At 64.0% G+C, this 23531-nt stretch carries 17 protein-coding genes; 12 read left to right on the plus strand and 5 right to left on the minus strand.

Going from position 1 to position 23531, the window contains the following annotated elements; all coding sequences use genetic code 11:
- The first annotated feature begins 42 nt into the window (after positions 1–42).
- Both CV_RS09160 and CV_RS23470 read left to right on the plus strand, forming a co-directional pair.
- Positions 43–2565 (plus strand): autotransporter outer membrane beta-barrel domain-containing protein, encoded by a 2523-nt coding sequence (locus tag CV_RS09160; RefSeq protein WP_043595924.1) that lies wholly within the window; start codon positions 43–45, stop codon positions 2563–2565.
- A 180-nt stretch (positions 2566–2745) separates the two neighbouring features.
- Entirely contained in the window at positions 2746–3099 is a 354-nt protein-coding gene (locus CV_RS23470) for a cupin domain-containing protein (protein WP_011135431.1), read from the plus strand.
- Between the two features lie 61 nt (positions 3100–3160).
- On the opposite strand, the gene cynS is transcribed toward CV_RS23470, so the two are convergent.
- Both cynS and CV_RS09175 read right to left on the minus strand, forming a co-directional pair.
- Positions 3161–3628 (minus strand): cyanase, encoded by a 468-nt coding sequence (cynS, locus tag CV_RS09170; RefSeq protein WP_011135432.1) that lies wholly within the window; start codon positions 3626–3628, stop codon positions 3161–3163.
- 72 nt (positions 3629–3700) lie between these two features.
- A complete protein-coding gene (locus CV_RS09175; RefSeq protein ID WP_011135433.1) occupies positions 3701–4360 on the minus strand; it encodes a carbonic anhydrase in 660 nt (219 codons plus the stop codon).
- Positions 4361–4469: 109 nt separating this feature from the next.
- Between CV_RS09175 and cynR the strand changes: the two genes are divergently transcribed.
- A complete protein-coding gene (gene cynR / locus CV_RS09180) occupies positions 4470–5357 on the plus strand; it encodes a transcriptional regulator CynR (protein WP_011135434.1) in 888 nt (295 codons plus the stop codon).
- Here the strand turns inward: cynR and CV_RS09185 are convergent.
- Positions 5347–6267, minus strand: coding sequence for a LysR family transcriptional regulator (locus CV_RS09185; RefSeq protein ID WP_011135435.1), 921 nt, complete (start codon positions 6265–6267; stop codon positions 5347–5349). The genes cynR and CV_RS09185 overlap by 11 nt on opposite strands.
- A 169-nt stretch (positions 6268–6436) precedes the next feature.
- On the opposite strand from CV_RS09185, the gene CV_RS09190 reads away from it, so the two are divergent.
- The 6 genes from CV_RS09190 (at position 6437) to CV_RS09215 (ending at position 16967) form a co-directional block, all read left to right on the plus strand.
- On the plus strand, positions 6437–7651 hold the full coding sequence (locus CV_RS09190; RefSeq protein WP_011135436.1) for a M20 aminoacylase family protein: 1215 nt from the start codon (positions 6437–6439) through the stop codon (positions 7649–7651).
- A gap of 13 nt (positions 7652–7664) precedes the next feature.
- Positions 7665–9014 (plus strand): DUF3100 domain-containing protein, encoded by a 1350-nt coding sequence (locus tag CV_RS22835; RefSeq protein WP_011135437.1) that lies wholly within the window; start codon positions 7665–7667, stop codon positions 9012–9014.
- A 673-nt stretch (positions 9015–9687) separates the two neighbouring features.
- Complete coding sequence (locus tag CV_RS09200; RefSeq protein ID WP_011135438.1) at positions 9688–10965, plus strand: hypothetical protein; 1278 nt, start codon at positions 9688–9690, stop codon at positions 10963–10965.
- 75 nt (positions 10966–11040) lie between these two features.
- A complete protein-coding gene (locus tag CV_RS09205) occupies positions 11041–15198 on the plus strand; it encodes an RHS repeat domain-containing protein (protein ID WP_011135439.1) in 4158 nt (1385 codons plus the stop codon).
- 123 nt (positions 15199–15321) lie between these two features.
- Positions 15322–15558: a hypothetical protein gene (locus CV_RS09210; RefSeq protein WP_043595939.1), complete on the plus strand. Its 237-nt coding sequence runs from the start codon at positions 15322–15324 to the stop codon at positions 15556–15558.
- Between the two features lie 506 nt (positions 15559–16064).
- Positions 16065–16967, plus strand: a complete 903-nt coding sequence (locus tag CV_RS09215) for a trypsin-like serine peptidase (RefSeq protein WP_227590087.1) — start codon at positions 16065–16067, stop codon at positions 16965–16967.
- A 94-nt stretch (positions 16968–17061) separates the two neighbouring features.
- Here the strand turns inward: CV_RS09215 and CV_RS09220 are convergent, their stop codons facing one another.
- On the minus strand, positions 17062–17532 hold the full coding sequence (locus CV_RS09220) for a single-stranded DNA-binding protein (RefSeq protein ID WP_011135441.1): 471 nt from the start codon (positions 17530–17532) through the stop codon (positions 17062–17064).
- Positions 17533–17890: 358 nt separating this feature from the next.
- Between CV_RS09220 and CV_RS09225 the strand changes: the two genes are divergently transcribed.
- Positions 17891–18562 (plus strand): OmpA family protein, encoded by a 672-nt coding sequence (locus CV_RS09225; RefSeq protein WP_011135443.1) that lies wholly within the window; start codon positions 17891–17893, stop codon positions 18560–18562.
- A gap of 77 nt (positions 18563–18639) precedes the next feature.
- Here CV_RS09225 and CV_RS09230 read toward each other — a convergent pair whose 3' ends face one another.
- On the minus strand, positions 18640–20001 hold the full coding sequence (locus tag CV_RS09230; RefSeq protein ID WP_011135444.1) for an MFS transporter: 1362 nt from the start codon (positions 19999–20001) through the stop codon (positions 18640–18642).
- A gap of 155 nt (positions 20002–20156) precedes the next feature.
- Between CV_RS09230 and uvrA the strand changes: the two genes are divergently transcribed.
- Complete coding sequence (gene uvrA / locus CV_RS09235; protein ID WP_011135445.1) at positions 20157–22988, plus strand: excinuclease ABC subunit UvrA; 2832 nt, start codon at positions 20157–20159, stop codon at positions 22986–22988.
- A gap of 61 nt (positions 22989–23049) precedes the next feature.
- Positions 23050–23496 (plus strand): VOC family protein, encoded by a 447-nt coding sequence (locus CV_RS09240; RefSeq protein WP_011135446.1) that lies wholly within the window; start codon positions 23050–23052, stop codon positions 23494–23496.
- Positions 23497–23531 lie beyond the last annotated feature (35 nt).

The following is a 23531-nucleotide window of genomic DNA, read 5'->3' on the forward strand; positions in this document are numbered from 1 at the left end:
CAAGCAGTCTCCAGGCCATTTCCATCCAGACCGGCCGGCATCATGTTTTTCGCGCTGTGCGGCGCCGGGGCCGGGCTGGCCTGCGCCGGCGCCGTCGGCGCGCCGCTGCGGACGCAGCAGGCGATGCAGACAACCATCGCCGGCGATCATGCCGGCGATTACGCGGAAGTGCTGGACGGGGCGTTGACGATTGCGCCTGGCGCCGCGCTCGGCGCGGATGGGCTGGGGACCTCCTTGCGGCAAAGCGGCGGCTATTCCGTCGTCGGCAGCGGCGCGCAATTGACCGGCGGTATTGAAATGACCGGCCATGCCGCCACGCGATTGGGCGTGGGGGCCGGTCCGCAGGCCAAAAGCTATCGCCTGGCGATGGCCGATGGTTCGGCGGCTCATCTGGACAATATCTGGCTGCGCAGCCTGCCGGATGGCGCCACTTCCGCGAACGGAGGCACCGCGCTGGATCTGCGGGACCACGCGGCGGCGACGATGGGCGCCAACACGCGCATCCAGGCGACCGTTCCGTTGTCGGACGGAATGGAGCTGGTCGCGCATGCCTCCGCCATCGTGGATGGCTCCCGCATCGAGGGCACCATGTCGGGCGCGCAAGCGGCCGGGGCGGCGTTGCTGTCACTGCATCGAGCGACTTTGATCGGCGGCGCGCAGGGACTGGTCGCGTCGCAACAAAGCCTGGTGACGGTATCGGGGGGGCAGATCGCCTCGCTCGGCACGACGTCGAATCCGCATGGCGATGTCGACAGCGTAGGCCTGTTCGCGATATCCGGCGGCCCGGCCGACGCGCCGCTGAGCGTGGACGTTTCCGGCCATGCGGTGATCCAGGCCAAGGGCGCTCGCAGCGCGGGCCTGTTGGCCGAGGCCATCGATGCGCCTATCGAGGTTTCCGTCAGGGATTCCGTCATCCAGGGCGATCATGACGGCATCGTCGTCAATATGAACCCTGTCTTGTCGGGTGGGGCGAAACTGGCCACGCTGGACGTGGCCGGCACCCAGGTTGTTTCCGGCGATGGCGCGGCCATCCGGCTGGGGCGCGGCGCCAAGGCCGCCATCGCATTGAGTCGCAACGCTTCGGTGAATCCGGCGAGCGGCGTGGCGCTGCTGACGGGCGCGGGCAGCGAAGCGTCGGTCACGGTGGAGAACGCCGCGGTGAACGGGCGGGCGGTGAATCAGGGCGGGACCAGCCGTATCGCGTTGGGCGCCAACGGCGTTTGGCGCGGCGGCATGAGCGGTGTGGACAGTCTCACCGTCAACGCCGGCGGGCTGTGGGCGCTGGACGGTTCGTCCGATGTCGGCCAACTGGCCATGAACGGCGGGACGGTCAATCTGAATGGCGGATCCCAGGCGCATGTCTTGTCCGCGCGGACCTTGTCAGGGCACGGCAATTTCCTGCTGAAAACCGATCTGGCCGGCTATGCCGGCGACCAGCTGGCGGTCAGCGGCCTGGCAACCGGCAGCCATGTGCTGACCGTGGCCGATACCGGCAGGGCGGTCGCCGATCCCAAAAGCCTGCAAGTGGTGCGCACCGGGGGCGGCGACGCCGGTTTCTCGCTGGCCAACGGCGCGGTGGATTTGGGCGTCTATCGTTATCGGCTGCAGCGGGACGGCTTCAACTGGAATCTGGTGCCGCTGACGACGGGCCGCTACAGCGCGTCGGCCACGTCGGTGTTGAACCTGATTTCCGCGTCTCCGGTCGTCTGGTACGGACAGGAGCGGACGTTGAGGAGCCGACTGGGCGAGCTGCGCTTCGATCGGGATCGCGGCGGCGCGTGGGTCCGGCCGTATGCCGGCGATTACCGGATCCTCGGCGTGACCGGCGCCGCCTTCCAGCAGCGGCAGAGCGGAATCGCGCTGGGCGCGGACCAGGCCTTGCCGCTGGGAGGCGGCAAGGCCTACGTCGGCGGAGTGTTCAATTACAGCCATGCCGAGCTGGACGATCATGCCGGCGCCAGCGGCGCGGTCGACGCCTATTCCGTCGGCCTGTACGGCGTGTGGCTGGCGCAGAACGGCGCCTATCTGCACGGGCTGGCGAGCTTGAACCGATATCAGAACCAGGGACAGGCCACGATGAGCAACGGCGTAAGGGCCAAGGGAAGTTATCGCCAGAATGGAGTCGGGGCCTCGCTGGAGGCGGGGCGGCGGTTCGCGCTGCCGCGCGACTGGTTCGTTCAGCCGTATGCTCAGCTTGCCGGCGTGAGGATGAACGGCGCCACTGTCGCGCTGGACAACGGCATGCTCGCGCAGGCCGATCATGCGGATTCCATCCAGGGAAGCGTGGGCGCCAGCCTGGGCAGGGGGATGCATGCCGCGAAGGGCGGCGTGGCGGAGCCCTATGTGCGGCTGGCTGTGACCCATGAGTTCGTGAAGAACAATAGCGTGCGGGTGAACGGGCAGCCGTTCGACGCCAATTTGAACGGTTCCAGGGTGGAAATCGGCGCCGGCGTGTCGGCGGAGATCGGGAAGCGGCTGAGCGGGCACCTCGATTACGCCTATGCGAAAGGCCCCCGCCTGGAGAAGCCCTTCATGCTGGACGCCGGCATCCGTTACCAATGGTAGCCCGGAGGCGGCGCGCGGCAGGGGGGAGTCCTTTCGCCGCATGGGCGGCTAGGATTGTTCCCGAATGCCGCGCGCCGGACCGGGCGGCTGGCCGCTCATGATACTCAATGCGCGGATGGCCAAAAGAAGGCGGTCCGCCGCGGTTTTGGCCCGCTTTTGCAATGAGTGCGGAGAACAAGTTTGGACAATATTTCCTACAAGGTTTTGCTGAGAACGGATCGCTCCTGGGACGGTGAATGCTATGACCCTTATCCCTCGGGCCCGCCGGAGTTGTCCTTGCTGCGGTACGAGATTCCGCCTCGCGCCGTCGTGCCGTGGCATCGCCACTTCGCGCCATGCGTGGGGATGGTCGTTTCCGGCACATTGCATGTGGAAAGCCGTAGCGGCTTGTGGCGCGTATTGGAGGCCGGCGACGCGCTGCCGGAAATGGTCGAGACCGCCTACCGCGGCATCGCGGGCGACGAGCCGGTGGTGGTGCTGGTTTTCCACGCCGGGGTGAAAGGCATGCCCACGACCATTTTCGATTCTCCGTGACGCGCCGGTCTCTGGCCGGCGCGCCGGCTGTCTCAGGTGCCGGCGCCTGCTCAGGGGGAGGTCAGAACGGCTTGGTCGGCAGGTATTTGCCGTCCAGCGTGATCACGGCGCGGTGGCCGCCGTCCGGATCCTCCACTTTCCGGATGTCCAGCTTGAAGTTGATCGCGCTGATGATGCCGTCGCCGAACTGTTCATGCACCAGCGCCTTCAGCGTGGTGCCGTAGATCTGCACCATTTCGTAGAAGCGGTAGATGGTCGGATCGGTCGGCACGCCGCCGGGGATGCTGCCGCGCAGCGGAATGGCCTGGAGCAGCGCGATGGCGTCTTCATCCAGCTCCAGGCGTTCCGCCACCAGGCGGGCGGCCGCCTCGGGCAGCGCATGCTGGCCCAGCAGCGCGGCGGTGGTGTAGGCGAGGCTGAGGCCGGTGCCCTGGTTGATGTCCTCGAAGCTCAGGCGCTTGCGCGCCTTGGCGGCGATGACGGCGTCGGTCAGGGCCTGGCGCGGGGCTGGCTGGCATTGGGATTGCATTCTGGTTCTCCTTGGATGGGGATGGCGGAGCGGCGGCAAAAACCGGATGGCGGTTTGGCCGGCGGCTCCAGGTCAAGGCTGGCGGCAGTCGCCGTCCAGCATGGTTGCCGTCTGCGGGCAATCCCGCAGCGGCAAGAAACGGCGTTGCTCCGGATCCAGCGCCAGGACGTCGCCGCTGGCGATGTCGTACATCCAGCCGTGCAAGCGCAGCCTGCCTTGCTGCAGCGCCAGCGCCACAGACGGGTGGGTGCGCAGGTTGGCCAGTTGGGCGATGACGTTTTCGCGCGCCATCGCGTCCACCTTGGCGGCGGGATTGTCGTGCTCGCCGGCGTTGTTGATCGCCTTGGCGCAGTCGGCGTGGCGCAGCCAGCCGGCGACGGCGGGCATTCCGCTCAGGTCCTTGCCGCAGGCGACCGCCGTCATCGCGCCGCAGTCGGAATGGCCGCAGACCACGATGTCGGCCACGCCCAGCGCGGTGACCGCGTACTCCACGGAGGCGGACACGCCGCCCGGCTCCTGGCCGTAGCCGGGCACGATGTTGCCGGCGTTGCGGATCACGAACAGATCGCCCGGCTCGCGCTGAGTCAGCAGTTCCGGCACCACCCGGCTGTCGGAGCAGGCGATGAACAGCGTGGCGGGGGATTGGTCGCCGGCCAGCCGGCGAAACAGTTCGGCGCGCCGGGGATAGGCCTCGCGCTGGAATTTGAGGATGCCGGCGATGATGTCCTGCATGGCGGTTCTCCGTGTGGTGAAGCGATGAGCGGATGATGCGCCGTGTTTTTCATTGGGTCCAAGACTGATAAATTATCGTTTTAATAGGCATATCCAATACTTTGAGCCCATGCTGCTACGACACATCCGTTATTTCCTGGCGGTGGCCGAACATCGCCATTTCACCCGCGCGGCTGAGGCGCTGCATGTTTCCCAACCGACGCTGTCCCAGCAGATACGGCAGCTGGAAGAGGCGCTGGGCGCGGAACTGTTCGACAGGGGCAGCCGCCGGCTGCGGCTGACCGATGCCGGCGAGGCTTACCAAGTCCATGCCCGCCGCGCATTGCGGGATCTGGATGCCGGGCGGCGCGCGCTGCACGATGTGGCCACGCTGCAGCGCGGGCAGCTGCGGCTGGCGATGACCCCGACCTTCACCGCCTGGCTGGCGGGGCCGCTGCTGGCGCGCTTCCATCGGCGGCATCCCGGCATCGCGCTGACGGTGAGGGAGATGTCCCAGGAGGCGATGGAGGCGGGGCTGGCGGAAGACATTCTGGACATCGGCATCGGTTTCGCGCCGGCGCGGACGCTGGATGTGGAGGCGACGCCCTTGCTGGATGAGCGCCTGGCCTTGATCGCCGGCGACAGCCATCCGCTGGCGGCGCGCGAAGCGGTCTTGTCGCTGGCGGATCTGGAGGCGATGCCGCTGGTGCTGCTGAGCGCGGACTTCATCACCCGCCGCCATGTGGACGACTATTGCCTGCGGCACGGCATCCGGCCGACGGTGGCTGTCGAGGTGAACAGCATGGGCGCGGCGGTGGAGATCATCCGCCATGGCGAACTGGCCGGCATCCTGCCGGCGGCCGTCGCCGCCAGCCAGCCCGGACTGGCGGTTCTGGCGTTGTCGCCGACGCTGCCGGGCCGCCAGGCCGCGTTGCTGACGAAACGCGACGGCTATCGCAGCGCGGCCGCGCGCGCCTTCGCCGAGTTGGCGCGCGCAGGCTTGGGCGCTATGGCGTGACGGCCGAGTCGCGGAAAGCGGGCATGGAAGCGGCCAGCGTTTCCAGCAGCCTGGCGGCGGCGGGACTTAGCCTGCGGCCGTGATGGGTGATCAGGTGCACCTCGGCCTGCTGCAGATTGCGTTGTTGAATCGGGATGGCTTGCAACTGCCCGCTTTCCAGCTCCCGCCGGACGGAGAAGCGCGGCTGCACCGTCGCCGCCTGGCCGGTCAACGCGTACTCCACCATCACCCGGAAGGAATTGGTGACGATGGCGGGTTCCAGCTGGCATTGTTCGGCCTTTTCCGCGTCGCGCAGGATTTGCCGCACGCCGAAGCTCACATCCGGCAACGCCAGCTTGTGCCTGGCCAGCTCTTCCAGGCGGATGGGGCGTTCCGCGCGCGCCAGCGGGTGATCGGGCGCGGCGACCGCATATAACGGCTGGATCGAGCTGCGATGCACCCGCAGCAAGGGGTTGGGCGCCGTATAGAACACGACGCCGATGTGGGCCCGATCTTCCAGCACCGCGCGCACGATGTCGTTGGTGCCGCGGATGTCGATGCCCACCGTGATCTGCGGATAGCGCTGGGAGAACGGGTGGATGGCGTCGATCAGGTCGCTGATCACGCCGCCGCCGGTCACCACGGACACGTGGCCGCGGTGTATGCCCTTCAGCTCGCGCAGCGCCGTCAACACCGCTTCCTGTTCGCTCAACTGCTTGCGGTGGTAGTCCAGCAGCAGCCGGCCGGCCTCGGTGGGCTGGAAGCCGCGGCGGTGGCGCTCGAACAGCGTGGCGCCCAGCTCCATTTCCAGCTGGCGGATCTGCCGGCTGACCGCCGACGCCGCGATATCCATCCTGTCCGCCGCCGCGCGCACGCCGCCCAGGCGCGCGGCTTCAAAGAAGTAGCGCACCCGCTGATCGTTGAACTCCATGTCCGGTCCTGGCTAGTTGCGTTGCCTTAAAGGCAACAAAGAAAGCATTTTATGATGTTGGAGAGCTGTTTGTCATTTGCTTATAATCGCCGCTCATAATGACAAGGTACTTTCGCGGCATAGTGGTTCAAGCCATATGGTTTGACCGGCCGCGGATCGGGAGAAGGGTATGCAGGCAGACAGGCAAGGCCGGCTGAGCGGTTTCGCGATGCTGTCCGACGCCGCCGTCCAGGAGATGGCGGCGTGGCGGCAGGACTTGCACCGCCATCCGGAAACCGCGTTCGACGAGCATCGCACCGCCGGCAAGATCGCCGGGCTGTTGCGCAGCTTCGGCCTGGAGGTGGCGACCGGCATAGGCCGCACCGGCGTGGTGGGCACGCTGCGCGCCGGCGGCGGCAGTCGTTCCATCGGCCTGCGCGCCGACATGGACGCGCTGCATCTGCACGAGCAAGGCGAGCTGCCTTACCGTTCGCAGCACGCCGGCCGCATGCACGCCTGCGGCCACGACGGCCATTGCGCGATGCTGCTGGGCGCCGCCAGGCACCTGGCCGAGAGCCGCGCTTTCGACGGCACCGTCCAGTTCATCTTTCAGCCGGCCGAGGAGAACGAGGGCGGCGGACAGGAGATGCTGGAAGACGGGCTGTTCGAGCGTTTTCCGGTGGACGGCGTCTACGGCATGCACAACTGGCCCGGCCTGCCGCTGGGGCAGATGGCCATGAATCCGGGGCCGATGATGATGGCTTTCGACCTGTTCGAGATCCGTCTGCGCGGCCAGGGCGGGCACGCCGCGATGCCGGAGCGCACCCGCGACGTGATCGCCGCCCAGGCGCAGCTGGTGACGGCGCTGCAGAGCATCGTCAGCCGCAATATCGACCCGCTGGACTGCGCGGTGCTGTCCGTCACTCAGGTCGAGGCGGGTTCCACCTGGAACATCATTCCCGAGCAGGCGCTGCTGCGCGGCACCGTGCGTTACGTCGATCCGGCGGTACAGGCTGTGATAGAGAGCCGGATGCGCGAATTGGTCGATCACATCGCGCTGGCGATGGGCGTGGAGGCGGACATGGATTACTGGTACCGCTACCCGGCCACCATCAACGCCGAAGAGGAGACTTGGCTGGCGGCCGATGTCGCCGCGCAATTGCTGGGCGAGGCCAATGTGCGCACCAAGATGCGTCCGTCGATGGCGTCCGAGGATTTCGCCTTCATGCTGCGCGAGCGTCCCGGCTGCTATGCCTGGCTGGGCGTGGACGGACCCGCGCCTGGCGCCGGCCTGCACAGCCCGCATTACGATTTCAACGATCAGGCGCTGGCGATAGGCGCCGCGTACTGGATCAAACTGGTGGAAACCGCTTTGGCCCCGGCGGCCAAACCGACGGAACGATAACGGGAAGAAGAGCATGGCGCATGCGGGTGTTGGGCAATTGCAGGGCGGGGCGGCGGCGGGCGCGGGATTCAACCGCCTGGCCCACCTGATGGCGATAGGCATCGTGATCGTCGCCGAACTGATCTACGTGCAGAAGTTTTCGGTAGGCAAGGGCAGCGTCATCCTGCTGCCGCTGTTGTACGCCTTCGTGCTGGGCATGATGTGCAATCCCGGCGTCAATCCGCTGGCCGGGCGCTGGGTCAGCCGCGACGTCAGCGCCACGCTGAGCCAGGTGATCATCATCGCGGTGCTGCCGCTGGTGGCCAAGCTGGCCACGTTGCTGGGGCCGCAGTTCCAGGCCATCGTCGCCGCCGGGCCGGTGCTGATCTTCCACGAGTTGGGCAATGTCGCCACCGCGCTGGTGGCGATGCCGGTGGCGGTGCTGTTGTTCCGCATGGGGCGCGAGGCGGTGGGCGCGACGTTTTCCATCGACCGCGAACCCAATATCGCGGTGATCTCCGAACGTTATGGACTGCGCAGCCCGGAAGGCATGGGCGCGCTCAGCGTCTACGCGATCGGCACTATGTTCGGCACCATTTTCTTCTCGCTGATCGTGCCGGTGGTGCACGCCTGGAACCTGTTCAGCGACAAGGCGCTGGCCATCGCCTGCGGCGTCGGCAGCGGCAGCATGATGGCGGCCTGCGCCGGCACCCTGATCACCGCCCTGCCGGAGCAGAAGGACACGCTGATGGCGCTGGCGGCGGCCAGCAACCTGCTGACCACCACCACCGGGGTGCTGTTTGGCATCTACGTGGCGCTGCCTTTCGCCAACCGCTTGTACGCGTTGCTGAGCCGCCTGCGCGCCCCGCGGCCGCAAGCCGCCATCCGAATGGATGCGGCCGACGCCGAGCTGCTGAAATCGGAAGAGCCCGAGCTGGGGCTGGGCGCTTTCGCCGCCAACCTGCTGATGGCCGGCGCCATCATCGTGCTCAGCCACCTGATCGGTCCCAAAAAGGAACTGGCCGCGGTGCTGCCGGGCGTGGCGATGGTGCTGGGCATCTGCTTCGCCAGCCGCCTGCTCAGCCGCTGGCTGCCGCTGAAGATTCCGACGCTGATCTGGCTGTCCATCCTGGGCGTGCTGGCAAGCCTGCCGGGCTTGCCCGGCGGCGAGTGGCGCAACCAGTGCTTCAGCCAGGTCGATGTGCTAGCTTGCGCGACGCTGGTGCTGGCCTATGCCGGCCTGGCCGTCACGCGGCGCGAGGCGGCCATTTTCAAGCGCGATGGCCTCCGCCTGCTGGTGATCGCCATCCTGGTGTTCAGCGGCACCTTCCTTGGCTCTGCCTTGGTCAGCGATATTTTGTTTTCCTTGAAATTTGGGCATTGATTGCCAAGCTGTGGGCATTAAATTTAGTAAAGTTGCTCGGGTTAATGTAATGGCTTTGTAAACAATCAAGCTTGGCTTAATAAAAATTAAGTCAAGCAAGCTTGCTAAAAGATGCTGACGTGCTAAATTGTTATGAGTGAAATGATCTTGTTCATGACATTCAACCATCTACCCCTTTGCGGCCGCCTTGCGCGGCCTTTTTTCTTTGCCGCCGCCGATCCTGCGGATCGCTGAGGCGTCTGATCCGAGCCTGCCGCAAGCTATGGATGGGCTTGCGGCAGGCGCGCCCGGCGATTCGCCTTCACGCCGTCCGGCCTTTTCCGTTTCGATCCCCCGTTCCGCGAAGGCATTCGCCGCGGTCCTTCCATCGCTCTCGCGATGAACCGGCCATGCCGGTCTTGTAAGCCGCGCTGGTGAATGCAGGCGCAGCTCCCGATTTTTTTTTCCATGCCTGCGCAAGTTATTTATCGTCGAATCAGCTTTCCCGGTGCATTCCGTTTTAGATGGCCTCAACGATCCAGTTGAGACGGGATTTTTCGCCGCGGCTTGCGGGTCGGAAAAGTCCCAATTGCAGCCAAATGGCTTAAATGGACCAAAGAAAAATTTTTAAATAGCCACGCATGTTGAGCAGTGGCTGTGCGAGCTTTTGATTCCGAATCTTGTGGAGATCAATATGGCTATAATCGTGAATATGCTGGAAATTAAATTCAAAGATGATGCGAGCGCAAGCCGGAAGGCGATTTTTGCCAATGATGCGCATCAGATTTGCATTACAGTCAGGGGGCGCGCCATTGATGGCACTGGCAAGACCATCACGAATTTCCGTCCGGAAACGATAGGGGGGCTGACGTTTGCTTATGCGAGCAATGGATTGAGAGTGCCGTTCTTTGGTTTTCCAAATGAGCCGATGATAGACAATAAAGGCCCATTGATCCAGCATAGGAGCAAGACGAAGTATTATCGTGACCTGCCTGCCAGCGTATTTTATGAAGCGGAAACACAGCAAGAAGATCGCGCCCCCTCGCATGAGGAAGCCGCTGCCGCTTCGCTTGCCTCTGGCAATGACCGCAGATTGGGAAGTTATTATTCGGATGATTTAGAGTGGGGTAATGATCCGGAATCCGGCATTTTCTGGATCAATATTTATTTCCAGGCGAAAAATGGCGACGGAGCGCTGGGTAGTCGGGATGTCTATGCGGTATGGCAGCCTGATGTCGTCAATAACGGCACGATTTTTGATAGCTCCGGCAGGGTGAACACCGCGCTGAAAAGCATCCTGACCATCGATATCGTTTCTCCGATAGACTACGGCGCGCTTTCCAATTGGCAATTTCCGACCAGTCCGTCCGAAATTCGATGGAATGAGAAGAGTACGGTGGAAATCAAGTCAAAGCAGAAGACCTGCCCTACTTGCGAAATCCATGATAAATCCTATGAGGCGAAGTCTCGGTATGCCAAGTTTGTTGTTAAGAGCATTCCATACCAGAAAAGCTCGCGCTTTGCTTTGGAGACAGTATACGATATTTCGAACGGTTTTGATCTGGTTTCGGTTGAAACCAAGACCGACTACATTGCTGGCGATATAAAACTAGCGACAAAGGCTGTCGCGTTTTATTTCAAGGATGGCGGAAGGTCTGATGTATATGCCATCTTTGTTTCTCCTAATGGGCGTCATGTTGGATTTTCATCTGTTGGCAAGCAGATTGTTCCGTTGCAAGCGTTCAATCATAGATACCGCATTCAGCTTGATGATCAAAATGTCTCCACGGATGCGAATCTGCCGGATGGATTTGCAGTCTACGTCTGGAATCTGGATTTCGACATGGATAACACCGAGCAGGAAGGCTGGGGGAATCGTCAAGTCGAAGTCAAGGTGGAGGTGACGGATGTTTATGGCAATCACGGCATATTGCGCGTTCCGTCCGTCATTGGGGAGGGGGTGCTTGGCTGATTGAGCGGCGCGGCGCAAGGCCTGTTTGCGTATCGTTTCAGGATGGATTCGAAATCGAAAAGGCGAGTGTTGGATATGGCGGATAATACGGGAATTTACTCTCAGGCATTTAATTTTTCGAGCGCGGTAAACGGCGGCGTCGATCCGCGAACAGGTCTTTTTTCTTTCAATTTCGATTTGGGCATTCTTTCCGCCAATCAGGGGCTGACGCCGGCCCTTCCTCTGCGCATCGCGTATTTTCCCCTGGCGGCCGGGGAGTCCAGCGATGGCTTGGGCAAGGGTTTTTCCATGGGAGGATTCATCAAGTACGACAGGCTGCGGCGCCTGCTGATTTTGGCAAGCGGAGAACGGTATCGGCTGCTGGATGAGGACAGCGCGCCTGTCTTTATCCGCCAGCTGAAGCTGGATGTCGTCCGGGTGCATCGAACCGTTGCCGATGGTGTCCGCCGGTATCGCATCGTGTTGAAAAATGGCGAAATCCATCATCTTTCCGCGCCTTGGGGGCCGGATATCTATGTGCCGGAAAAAATTCAATCGCCGTTGGGACATGCGCTTTATCTGAGCTGGGATTCTCCCGGCGCGGGGCGTTTGCGATTGAAGGAAGTGCGGGATGAAGAAAAGCGGACGCTTTTCCGGATAGATTATCCGAATGCGGATGGCGAGCGCGTGGCCATCACGCAGTGGCCGGATTCGGACGATGAAAAAGTCGCGCTGGAGCTGTATTTCCAGAATGGATATTTGCACCGGATCGTCAACAAGAGCCTGAGCGGCAACGGAGATGTCGAATGGACTTTGGGCTATGAGACGGATTCGAAAGTCGCCGATGCGGTGGGCGGATTGTTGCTGAACGAGCTGACCGCGCCCACAGGATTGGCGCAACGGGTAAGGTACGAGCCGCTTTGCATGAAGCTGCAGGGGGAGCGGAGCGATTTCGGACTCCCCGCCGTGGTTTTGCATTCCCTCGTGCCGGAAGCCGGGCAGCCGGCGATCAACACGCATTATGAATACTCGCCGGCAAACTATCTTGGCTATGGGGCCAGTTTCAAGGGGTCGCAAGGCGGCGCGGATGAGCTTTTCGATATCCAGGTTCCATACACTTACCAATCAACCGAGAAACTGCTGGACAAATCATTGAATCCGGCCAAACCGATCCGGACGACTGTCAGAAAATATAATAACTTTCATCTGCTGGTTTCCGAGGAAGTGCGCGAGGGCGCTTGCGTTTTTCGGCAGGAGACCGCTTATCCGGCGAAGGTGGGGCAGTCGTATGAGGCGCAGCCGGCGACATTCCAGCTGCCGGTCCGGCAGACGATGAGCTGGGAGGCGGCGGGACGTTCCCGGAGGGAGTCGATCTCGTTCGAGTATGACGATGCGGGCCAGCTGATCAAGCAGACCATGTCTGACGGTTCGATAACCGTGCTCGAGTATTATCCGCCGGCCGGCGAGCCAGGGCATTGTCCGGCGGACGCGGAAGGATTCGGCCGCTACCTCAAGAGCAAGACGGTTTTTCCATCCGTCAGCGCCGAGTACGGCGATGAAATGGCCATGCGCACCGAATATGTTTTCCGATCGATCCGGACCCGTCCGGGCAGCGCGCACGCGGAAGCGATTTTGCAGCAGACGGTCAGCCATTACGCGGGCATGCCGGGGCCGAAGGCCCGCGCGGCGATGCTCGGGGGAAAGCCTTCGTGGGAGGCTTATCAGCCCCGGCAGCTGGCGAAGGAAAGCTATGACTACCTGGATGCCCCCGCGCAGAAAGACCATGGGCGAATCAAGAAGCGGATCGCCGTGGTTTACGGGGAGGACCGGACGCCTTATGAAATGGTCCAGGACTTTGTTTTCGAGCCGGTGCGGAGCGGCAACCGGGAAGTCGCGCTCAAGCAGACCGTCAGCGTGACGGTCAAAGAAGATCCGCTGGAAAAGAAAGACGGCAAGCTGCAGAAGGTTTCATCGACGCGGGTCCTGTCCGTGTTGACGGGGCGTTTGCTGTCCGAAACCGATGTCCTGGGCAATACGGTCGCGTATGGCTACGACCCGCTTGGACGGCTGAAGACGCAGACAGCCCATCCGGACCTGAAAGCTTACCGCGCCATCGCCAGATGGGACTATCTGTGGCCTTCGACGAAGAACGGCACGCCCGCGATGGCCATCCATACGGATGCCCTGGGCAACCAGACTCGGACCAGTCATGACGGGCTGGGCAGGATGATCCGGGAGGAGGCGTGCGACAGGGATGGCGGCCTGGGATGGAAAACGGTGCGCACCCATCTGTACGACGAGGCCGGCCGGCAGGCACGCACCACCGTCACCGACGTCGTCCATGACCGCGAAGGCAAGCCGGTGACGCTCAGCAAGACCACCGAGCGGGAATGGGACAGCTGGGGGCAGTTGAGCGTGGAGCGGGAGCTGGAAACCGGGTTGGCGTCCCGCCAGGAGATCGATCCCATCGCGCAGACGGTGGCCACCTGGCAAGCCGGAACGGACCGCTGCAGCGCGAAATACATGAATTTCTACAGCAAGGGCAGCCATGATCTGGAGCGCCGGATCGTCCTGGCCTATCACCTGGAAAGCCGGTCCTGGGATGCCGAGGACAAACCATACAGCGTCGCTTCATGGGGCTGGGACGGCGCGCATCGCTTGCGGCGCGCCACGGATGAAATGAGCCATGCCACCGGCTACCGCTATGACGCTTGGGGAAGAACGGTGGAAATCGTTCTGCCTGATGGCTCCGCGGTCCGGAAGCAATACGCGCCTTTCAGCCAGGCGGCCTTGCCGACCCAGATCAGCGTGGCCGACAAGGGGGTGGAGACCGTGGCGGGAACGCAGAAGTTCGATGGATTGGGACGGTTGAAACGCACGGAAAGCGGAGGAAGGCCGACTCGATTCGAGTACGCGAGCGATGCCGCGTCGAGTCCGCGCACGGTCACGGGGCCCGACGGCCGCGTTCAGGTCTACGCCGTCGATGACAGGCTGGGCGAAGCCTTGAAGTCGGTCGCCGCCAAGGCTCCCGACCATCAGCTTGGCGTGTCGCCCATCCAGCAAACCTATTCCTATTTGCTGCCCATGGGGTTGCTGCATGAGGCGGAGGAGGTTGGCGGCGCCCAGTCGGCATGGGACAGGTGGCCTTCCGGACGGCTCCGCGAGGAAACGCACGATATCCGTTCGGGGGGAAAGAAAAAGGCGCATTACCGGTACTCGCTGACCGGCAATCTGGAAGGAGGGGCGGACATCGACGGCGCGGCGCATGCGCGATCTTATGAGACCGCGGCGGCGCATGTCGGCAAATTGATTGAAATCGCCGACGCGGCCGTCACGGTGACGCTGGCGTATGACGGGCTCCAGCGGCTGTGTTCCTGGACAGCCAGGGACGGGCGCGGGCATGCGTTGGCGACGACGCTGGAGTTCGACAGCCTGGGGCGGGAGACGAAACGAACCCTGGCGGCCGAATCGGCGGAAGCCGAGACCTTGAGCCAGGAGTGGTATCCGAATGGCCAACTGCATCAGCGCAAGCGGTCCGAGGGCGGCAAGCCGTTTTGCGACGAAACCTTTGTCTATGACGCGCGCAACCGCCTGAAGGACTACGCGGCGTCGGGGCCCGGGCTGCCAAAGGATGCTTACGGCAATGCTATCCGCGGGCAGAAGTTCGAATTCGACGCTTTCAACAATATCCGCAAATGCACGACGGTTCTGGACGGCGGAAGTGAAAACGTGGGCGAATACCTGTTCGAGAACCCGGCGGATCCGTGCCAGTTGACGAAAGTGACGAACAGCGCGCTCGACAAAGGATATCCGCCCGCCATCGAATTGAAGTACGACCAGGCCGGGCGGCTGGAGCGGGACGAGGCTGGCCGGAGGCTGAGCTACGACGCGCTGGGGCGCCTGGCGCGGGTGGAAGGCGGCGGGGGCAGCGCGAGTTATGGCTATGACGCGCATGATCGCCTGGTTTGCCAGAGGGTGGAAACATCCGGCATGGACCATCGCCTCTATTATCGAGCCAACCGCCTGGTCAATGAGTGGATGACCCGGTCGGGGCAGGCGCCGGGCGCGGATGACGACCGCGTGCGCCTGGTGTACGCGGCGGGAAGCTGCGCGGCCCAGGTGAATGAGGGCGGGGACGGCTCGGTCGCAGCGCTGATGGGAACGGATGGCAAGGGCAGCATTGTTTCTCAGGCGGAAGGCGGTCAGGCCAAGCATTACGCCTATACCCCCTACGGCCATCAATCGTCGCCCTGATGAACCAGGAATGGGTTTCCCAAGCCGCGGACAGGCGCGGGCGCAACGGAGACGCGTGTTGAGCGGGTGAGGCAAGTCTGCCAAAGGCAACTCAATATCGTTGGCCCCGGGGCTGCGGGAGTAATGAGTTTGAATGGCGGCGAGTATGGCGCCGACATGCTTGTGGATTTGATAGGAATGGATGTGATGGCGAGATATGACAGGATTCGGCTTGTTCTTTGCCATTCCGCCGGTCCGGTGCAGGGCGGAGATAGCCTGGCTCAGCAATTGGCCCGGCTGGCCGGCAAGCCGATCACTGGGTTTCGGGGCAAGGTGTGCACCACGGCTCCATCGATGGCTCTTTTGGAAGAACTAGCTTGAAAACTATGGCGAGACGGCGGCGAAGCATAAATACCCAGGGGCGCAATCGGCGACGGATATATTCAGGACAAGCCCGGGGATAGCGTTCGATATCATCGATTATGTTCAATTATGATCCGGTGCATTTTCCCCGCTGGCATCCCGTTTTCGCAACGATTTCCCCAAATCGAAACGCCATGATCGCGTCCAGACCGGGATCGCTGGATCGCCTGCAGGATTAATAGCGTGGCTAACAAAACTCAGTGTTACGGCTGAGGCAAGACGCGTCGACGCAGACAGTACAAGCAGTATGGCAAGTCGGCGCCACGCAGCATCAGGGGTTTGGTTAGCCGTTCTACGCTCGGCCAATCGTTTCTTCGCCCGAAATGGGGCATTGTCGACAATCAATATGCGGAATCACCCATGGAGGTGGTTCGATGGATGTTTCCTAAAATTCGCGTCGAGCCGCGTGGTTGCGTATCGCCAGGGCGATATTGCATAACCATTTTGGATAATGAGGCGTGAAGATGATTTCAAATGCTCTGACCGGCCTGTTTGGCCTTGCTTGCTTTGCCGCATCCGGTTTCGCCGACGCCGCGATACACGTTTCCGGCACGCTGGACGCCGGCCAGTCGCTGGCCGTCTGGCCGGCGCAGGAGATGTCCAAGCTGTTTCGCGAAGCGCGCGCGCATGCGATGGCAAGCGGCAATCCCAATATCTTGACGCCTGCGGCCGATGCCAACGGCTATGCGTTCGTTGCGCGTCCCTATGCGCAGTCGGTCCAGTCCAAAGCTTCGGGTCGGCTGTTTTTCCGCCATGAGAATGGCGAACGCGGCTCCTGCAGCGCGACGGTGGTGAAAACCCCGCGGCATGACGTGCTGGTGACGGCTGGACACTGCGCCCGTTCCGGCCATCCCTGGCATTGGAACAAGGATTTTGTTTTCGTGCCAGGGTACGATGGCAACGCCGTTTCCCCCGCGCCCTTGGGGGTATGGCCGGGGGCCCGGCTCGCCACGCTGGACGACGGCGCTTTGCCGGGGCTGGATCTTGCGGCGATCAAGGTGCAAGGGAACATCGAGGAGAAAACCGGCGGGGTGGCGCTGGCCCTGAAGGAGCGGCCGCTGGAGGGGACGTTCGACGGATACCTGGTCGGCTATCCCGACTTCGGATACGACGGCAAGAGCATGTTGCGTTGCCTGGGGCGGTGGGTGATGCAACCCATCGTCAATGGCCAGTTCGTTTCTTCGAATTGCGGCCCCAAGGGCGGAAACAGCGGCGGAGCGATACTCGCGCAGGAGAACGGCGAGTGGCAGGCCAGGATGCTCGGCATCGTGACCGACGGTTCGGCGAGCGATGGGGTGTTGAATGCCGGCGGCGTGCCGCTGTCGGAGGAGGACTTGAACGCGCTGGTGTCGGCATTGCACCGCTGAGGAGGCGGCTTGAGGGGAGGAGCGTATCCGCGTAAGACCTAGGACAGGGAAAAGGGAGCCGTGAGGCTCCCCTGTATCAATGCGCGACAGGCCGTTAGAACGGAATGTCGTCGTCCATGTCGTCCATGCGCGGAGCCGGCTTCGGCTCCTGGCGGCGCGGCGCGGCCGGGGCTTCCTGGCGCGGGGCCGGGGCGCTGTAGCCGTAACCGTCATCCATGCCGCCGCCCATGCCGCCGCCGGAGGACGCGCCCATTTCGCTGCGGCCGCCTTGCAGGCTCAGTTCGTTGACGCGGACGTCCGGGGATAGGCGCTTATTGCCGTCCTTGTCCTGCCATTCGCGCAGCGTCAGCTGGCCGTACACGGTCACCTGCTGGCCTTTGGCCAGGTAGTTCTTCAGCGATTCACCGCGCTTGCCCCATACCTGGCAGCTGAACCAGTTGGTGGACTTGCGTTCGCCGAAGCCGATGTCGCTGGCCACGCGGAACGACAGGACGGGCTCGCCGCTCGGGGTGTAGCGCAGTTCGGCGTCGGCGGCCAGGCGGCCGTCAAAGGTGATGCTGTTCATTCAATTCTCCGGATAAGTTCAAACTGCTCGGCCTGCGCCGCGAGCATGCCCGCATGGCGGCGCGCTCCGGCTCCCGTATTCGCGGCGGCATGCGCGGATGCGGCATCGACGCCATCCGCCATGATACCGCGCGGGCGGATCCCAGGGCTGGGCGCCTGCACAAAGATCAGCGGTCAGGGCGCGGCTTTCGGGCAGGCCTGGCGATTGGGCCGTATTATACACGCCAATCGGCTTCCCTTTGTCGCCGTTACGGTGCAAGCTGAAGCGTTTCCGCTTGGGACGTTGCGATGGGCCGTCGCCGGGGAACTGTCCCGGCCTGCGGCGGTCTGTTCTGGATTTGTTCGGAAAGGATGCTGACATGATGAAGAACGCGATGGTATCGATGCTGGTTGCCGTGAGCGTGGCCGGCCTCTCCGGCTGCGCCAACATGAGCGACACGCAGAAGGGTGTGGGCGGCGGCGCGGCGATCGGAGCCGGCGTGGGCGCGGCGATCGGCGCGCTGACCGCGGGCGGCCACGGCGGACGCAGCGCGGCCACCGGCGCGGCGATCGGCGGCCTGTTGGGCGCCGGCGGCGGCTATCTGTGGTCGCAACACATGCAGAAGCAGAAGGAGGCGATGGAGCAGGCGACCAAGGGCACCGGCATCGGCGTCAGCCAGACCGCCGACAACCGCTTGAAGATCAATATTCCCAGCGACGCCTCGTTCGACACCAACAGCTACGCGCTGAAGCCCAGCCTGAAGCCGGTGCTGGACAAGCTGGCCACCACGCTGCAGCAGAACCCGGTGACTTCGGTCAACATCATCGGCCACACCGACAACACCGGCAGCGACGCGATCAACAACCCGCTGTCAGTCAACCGCGCCAAGGCGACGCAGGGCTACCTGGCGTCGCGCGGCGTGGACATCAACCGCATCGGCATCGACGGACGCGGCTCGCGCGAGCCGGTGGCCGACAACGGCACCGTGTCCGGCCGCGCGATGAACCGCCGCGTCGAGATCTACGTGGCGGAGCCGGCGCAGGCCAAGTAAGCCGGCATCCGGGGCGATCAAAAAGGGCGGCACCCCTTGGGGTGGCCGCCCTTGTCGCATTCATGCCGGCGACGGGATCAGAACGTGGCTTCGATCAGCCGCTTGACCTCGGCCTCGTCCCACTGCTGCTGGGACACCTTCAGGTAGGCGACACGGTCGGCCAGCAGCACCGAAGCCTCGTGCACGCCGGCCACGCCGGCCAGCTCGCGGGACAGCGCGTCGGCGTCGCCGCGCCAGGACTCGCCGATGTGGAACATCACCGAGCGCACCGCCTTGGGCGGCTGCATGCCCAGCGACCAGGCCAGCCACGACAGCATCAGCAGCGTGGTGAAGCCGAACACGCCGGCCGGCCCGTAATGGCTGTACAGCCAGCCGCCGGCGGCCGCGCCCAGGAACAGGCCGAACGATTGCGAGGTGTTGTACACGCCGATCGCGGTGCCCTTGGCGTCGGCGGGGGCGATCTTGGAGATCAGCGAGGGCAGGGTGGCTTCCAGGATGTTGAAGGCGATGAAGTACAGCGACAGCCAGACCACGATCAGCCAGAAGCTGTCCAGCGCCAGCGCCATGCCCAGCTGGGCGGCCGTCATCAGCGCGATGGCGCCGACGAACACCGGCTTCAGCCTGGCTTTCTTTTCGCCGTAGATGATGGCCGGCACCATCAGGATGAAACCTATCACCGTCACCGGCAGGTAGACCTCCCAGTGCTGGGACTTGTCCAGGTGCGCGGTCTTGATCAGCGCGAACGGCACGGTGACGAACATCGCCATCTGCGCCGCGTGCAGCGCGAAGATGCCGTAATTGAGCCGCAGCAGCTGGCCGTTCTTCATCACCGCCGGCAGGCGCTTGGCGTTGGCCTCGGTGTCGGAGTGGAAGCGGGACTGGGCCGGGTCGGGGATGAGCAGCCACACGCCGATCAACGCGGCCAGCGACAGGAAGCCGGTGAGGGCGAAGATGCCGTTGACGCCGATGAACTTGGCCAGGATGGGGCCCAGCACCAGGCTGGCGGCGAAGGTGGTGCCGATGGACATGCCTATCATCGCCATCGCCTTGGTGCGGTTCTCCTCGCGGGTAAGGTCGGCCAGCAGCGCGGTGATGGCGGCGGAGATGGCGCCGGCGCCCTGGATCACGCGGCCCACGGTGAGGGTGGCGATGTCGTGCGCGCCGGCGGCGACGAAGCTGCCGATGGCGAACAGGAGCAGGCCGCCGTAGATCACTTTCTTGCGGCCGATGCGGTCGGACAGCATGCCCAGCGGCAGCTGCAGCAGGGCCTGGGTCAGGCCGTAGCTGCCCAGCGCGATGCCGATCAGCGTGTGGTTGTCGGCGCCCTGCAGGGTTTTGGCGTAGATGGCGAAGACGGGCAGGATCAGGAACATGCCCAGCATGCGCAGGGCGTAGATACCGGCCAGCCCCAGGCTGGCCCGCAATTCAGTGGCATTCATGCGGTGAGATTTCGGTTTTGCGTATCTGGATTGTAACGACCGCGCCGGGCAAACGGATGACGCCTTTGCACCGTCATTGCAAGGACAAGTGGAGCCGGGCCGGCCAAGTCGGGTATATTAACAGGTTCCCTGACGACGGTGAGTAACAGCTTCTTATGGACAGCATCCGCATCCGTGGCGCCCGCACCCACAATTTGAAGAACGTCAACCTGGACTTGCCGCGCAACCAGTTGATCGTGATTACCGGCCTGTCCGGCTCCGGCAAGTCGTCGCTCGCCTTCGACACGCTGTACGCCGAAGGCCAGCGCCGCTACGTGGAGAGCCTGTCGGCCTACGCGCGCCAGTTCCTGCAATTGATGGAGAAGCCGGACGTGGACCTGATCGAGGGCTTGAGCCCGGCGATCTCCATCGAGCAGAAAGCCACCAGCCACAACCCGCGCTCCACCGTCGGCACCGTCACCGAAATCCACGACTACCTGCGCCTCTTGTTCGCCCGCGTCGGCGATCCGCACTGCCCGGACCACAACGTGCCGCTGTCCAGCCAGACCGTCAGCCAGATGGTGGACCACGTGCTGGAGCTGCCGGAGGAGACGCGGGTGATGATCCTGGCGCCGGTGATCGTCGGCCGCAAGGGCGAAAACCTGGACCTGTTCGACGACCTGCGCGCGCAGGGCTTCGTCCGCGTGCGGGTGGACGGCGAGGTGTACGAGCTGGACGCGGTGCCCAAGCTGGACAAGAACAAGAAGCACACCATCGAGGTGGTGATAGACCGTCTCAAGGTGCGCGCCGACATGCAGCAGCGGCTGGCCGAAAGTTTCGAGACCGCGCTGCGCCATGCCGAGGGCCGCGCCATCGCCGTGGAAATGGACAGCGGCAAAGAGCACTGGTTCTCCGCCAAGTTCGCCTGCCCGGTGTGCAGCTACAGCCTGCCGGAGCTGGAGCCGCGGCTGTTCTCGTTCAACAACCCGATGGGGGCCTGCCCCAAGTGCGACGGCCTGGGCGAGATCACCTTCTTCGATCCCAAGCGCGTGGTCGCGCATCCGGAGCTTTCCCTCGCCTCCGGCGCGATCAAGGGCTGGGACAAGCGCAACCAGTTCTACTACCAGATGCTGCTGGCGCTGGGCGAGCATTACGGCTTCTCGGTCACCGACCTGGCCTTCGACGATCTGCCGGAGAAGGTCAAGCATGTGGTGCTGCACGGTTCCGGCCGCGACAGCATCGAGTTCAGCTACATGTCGGAGAAGGGCAGCAAGTTCACCCGCGCCCATCCTTTCGAGGGCATCATCCCCAATCTGGAGCGCCGCTACCGCGAAACCGACTCCATGGCGGTGCGCGAGGAGCTGGCCAAGTATCAGAACAACCAGGCCTGCCCGCATTGCAGCGGCTCCCGCCTGCGGCTGGAGGCGCGCCATGTGTTCATCGGCACGCGCACGCTGCACGAGATCAACCAACTGCCGCTGAAAGAGACTGCCCAATTCTTCGAGACGCTGGAGTTCAGCGGCCAGAAGCAGGCGGTGGCGGAGAAGATCGTCAAGGAGATCCGCGAGCGGGTGTCCTTCCTGAACAATGTCGGTCTAGATTACCTGAACCTGTCCCGCTCCGCCGACACCCTGTCCGGCGGCGAGGCGCAGCGCATCCGGCTGGCCAGCCAGATCGGCTCCGGCCTGACCGGCGTGATGTACGTGCTGGACGAGCCGTCCATCGGCCTGCACCAGCGCGACAACGACCGCCTGCTGGGCACCCTGAAGCGGCTGCGCGACCTGGGCAACAGCGTGATCGTGGTCGAACACGACGAGGACGCCATCCGCGAGGCCGACTACCTGGTGGACATGGGCCCCGGCGCCGGCGAGCACGGCGGCGAGGTGCTGGTGGCCGGCACGCCGGCCGACGTGGCGGCCAGCGAGAACTCGGTCACCGGCGCCTTTCTGTCCGGCCGCCGCAAGATCGCGCTGCCGGGCGGCCGCCGCGAGCTTTCCGAGGAGCGCATGCTGCAGTTGATCGGCGCGACCGGCAACAACCTCAAGGATGTGACGCTGAAGCTGCCGCTGGGCGGCCTGGTGTGCATCACCGGCGTGTCCGGCTCCGGCAAGTCCACGCTGATCAACGACACGCTGTACAAGATCGCCGCGCGCGACCTGAACGGCGCCAGCGAGGAGCCGTCGCCGTACCGCGAGATCAAGGGCCTGGATCAGCTGGACAAGGTGATCAACGTCGACCAGAGCCCGATCGGCCGCACGCCGCGCTCCAACCCGGCCACCTACACCGGCCTGTTCACGCCTATCCGCGAGCTGTTCTCCGGCGTGCCGCTGGCGCGCGAGCGCGGCTACGGCCCGGGGCGCTTCTCGTTCAACGTCAAGGGCGGCCGCTGCGAGGCCTGCCAGGGCGACGGCGTGATCAAGGTGGAAATGCACTTCCTGCCGGACATCTACGTGCCGTGCGACGTCTGCCACGGCAAGCGCTACAACCGCGAGACGCTGGAAGTGCAGTACAAGGGCAAGAGCATCCAGGAAGTGCTGGAGATGACGGTGGAGCAGGCGCTGGAGTTCTTCGCCGTGGTGCCGCCGGTGGCCAGGAAGCTGAAAACGCTGATGGACGTCGGTCTCGGCTACATCCGCCTGGGGCAGAGCGCCACCACGCTGTCCGGCGGCGAGGCGCAGCGGGTCAAGCTGGGCCTGGAACTCTCCAAGCGCGACACCGGCCGAACGCTGTATATTCTGGACGAGCCGACCACCGGCCTGCACTTCCACGACATCGACCTGCTGCTGCAGGTGCTGCACCGCCTGCGCGAGAGCGGCAACACCGTGGTGGTGATCGAGCACAATCTGGACGTGGTCAAGACCGCCGACTGGCTGATCGACCTGGGGCCGGAAGGCGGCGCCGGCGGCGGCCAAATCATCGCCAGCGGCACCCCGGAACAAGTGGCGGCCAATCCGGTCAGCCATACCGGACGCTACCTGGCGCCGCTGCTGGCGCGGGACAAGGGCTGACAGACCCAAACGATGCGCCGGCCATGGCCGGCGCCAGACACATCGCATACAAGAGGCAGGCATGCTGAGCTTAGGCAAGATCGATCACATTCACATCCGCGTCAAGGACGTGGCCACCGCCCTGAAATGGTACCAGCGCGTGCTGGGGCTGGCTCCCGACGCGCGCTACAAGACCGACGGCGCGCACAACAACGCCATGCTGGCCAACGCCAGCGGCAATGTGCGGCTGGCCATCAGCGAAGACGCCGAGGCCGCGCCGTCGGACGCGCAGGGCGCGGTGGCCTTCGTGGTCGGCGGGCAGGATTTTCTGGAGTGGATAGACCGCCTGGCCGTCGAGCGGGTCACCAACCGCGAAGGCCAGACCATCGCCCGCGATTCGGTGCACGACCACCGTTTCTTCTGCGCGCTGTCCTTTGTCGACCCGTTCGGCAATCCGTACGAAATCGTCAGCTACGACCACACTTGGCTGGTCGGCAAACTGAAGCTGGGCGGCCAGCTGGCCGTCTGACCCCGCGTTCCCGACACCCGCCGCCAGCGGGTGTT

The organism is Chromobacterium violaceum ATCC 12472 (genome assembly GCF_000007705.1).
GTDB classification, from domain to species: Bacteria; Pseudomonadota; Gammaproteobacteria; order Burkholderiales; family Chromobacteriaceae; genus Chromobacterium; species Chromobacterium violaceum.

Coding starts and splice junctions, on each gene's coding strand:
- CV_RS09200 (WP_011135438.1), top strand. CDS start 9,688: ATGGCTATAATCGTGAATATGCTGGAAATTAAATTCAAAGATGATGCG.
- CV_RS09215 (WP_227590087.1), top strand. CDS start 16,065: ATGATTTCAAATGCTCTGACCGGCCTGTTTGGCCTTGCTTGCTTTGCC.
- CV_RS22835 (WP_011135437.1), top strand. CDS start 7,665: ATGGCGCATGCGGGTGTTGGGCAATTGCAGGGCGGGGCGGCGGCGGGC.
- cynS (WP_011135432.1), bottom strand. CDS start 3,628: ATGCAATCCCAATGCCAGCCAGCCCCGCGCCAGGCCCTGACCGACGCC.
- CV_RS09225 (WP_011135443.1), top strand. CDS start 17,891: ATGATGAAGAACGCGATGGTATCGATGCTGGTTGCCGTGAGCGTGGCC.
- CV_RS09230 (WP_011135444.1), bottom strand. CDS start 20,001: ATGAATGCCACTGAATTGCGGGCCAGCCTGGGGCTGGCCGGTATCTAC.
- cynR (WP_011135434.1), top strand. CDS start 4,470: ATGCTGCTACGACACATCCGTTATTTCCTGGCGGTGGCCGAACATCGC.
- CV_RS09175 (WP_011135433.1), bottom strand. CDS start 4,360: ATGCAGGACATCATCGCCGGCATCCTCAAATTCCAGCGCGAGGCCTAT.
- CV_RS09220 (WP_011135441.1), bottom strand. CDS start 17,532: ATGAACAGCATCACCTTTGACGGCCGCCTGGCCGCCGACGCCGAACTG.
- uvrA (WP_011135445.1), top strand. CDS start 20,157: ATGGACAGCATCCGCATCCGTGGCGCCCGCACCCACAATTTGAAGAAC.
- CV_RS09210 (WP_043595939.1), top strand. CDS start 15,322: ATGAGTTTGAATGGCGGCGAGTATGGCGCCGACATGCTTGTGGATTTG.
- CV_RS09160 (WP_043595924.1), top strand. CDS start 43: ATGTTTTTCGCGCTGTGCGGCGCCGGGGCCGGGCTGGCCTGCGCCGGC.
- CV_RS09190 (WP_011135436.1), top strand. CDS start 6,437: ATGCAGGCAGACAGGCAAGGCCGGCTGAGCGGTTTCGCGATGCTGTCC.
- CV_RS09205 (WP_011135439.1), top strand. CDS start 11,041: ATGGCGGATAATACGGGAATTTACTCTCAGGCATTTAATTTTTCGAGC.
- CV_RS09240 (WP_011135446.1), top strand. CDS start 23,050: ATGCTGAGCTTAGGCAAGATCGATCACATTCACATCCGCGTCAAGGAC.
- CV_RS09185 (WP_011135435.1), bottom strand. CDS start 6,267: ATGGAGTTCAACGATCAGCGGGTGCGCTACTTCTTTGAAGCCGCGCGC.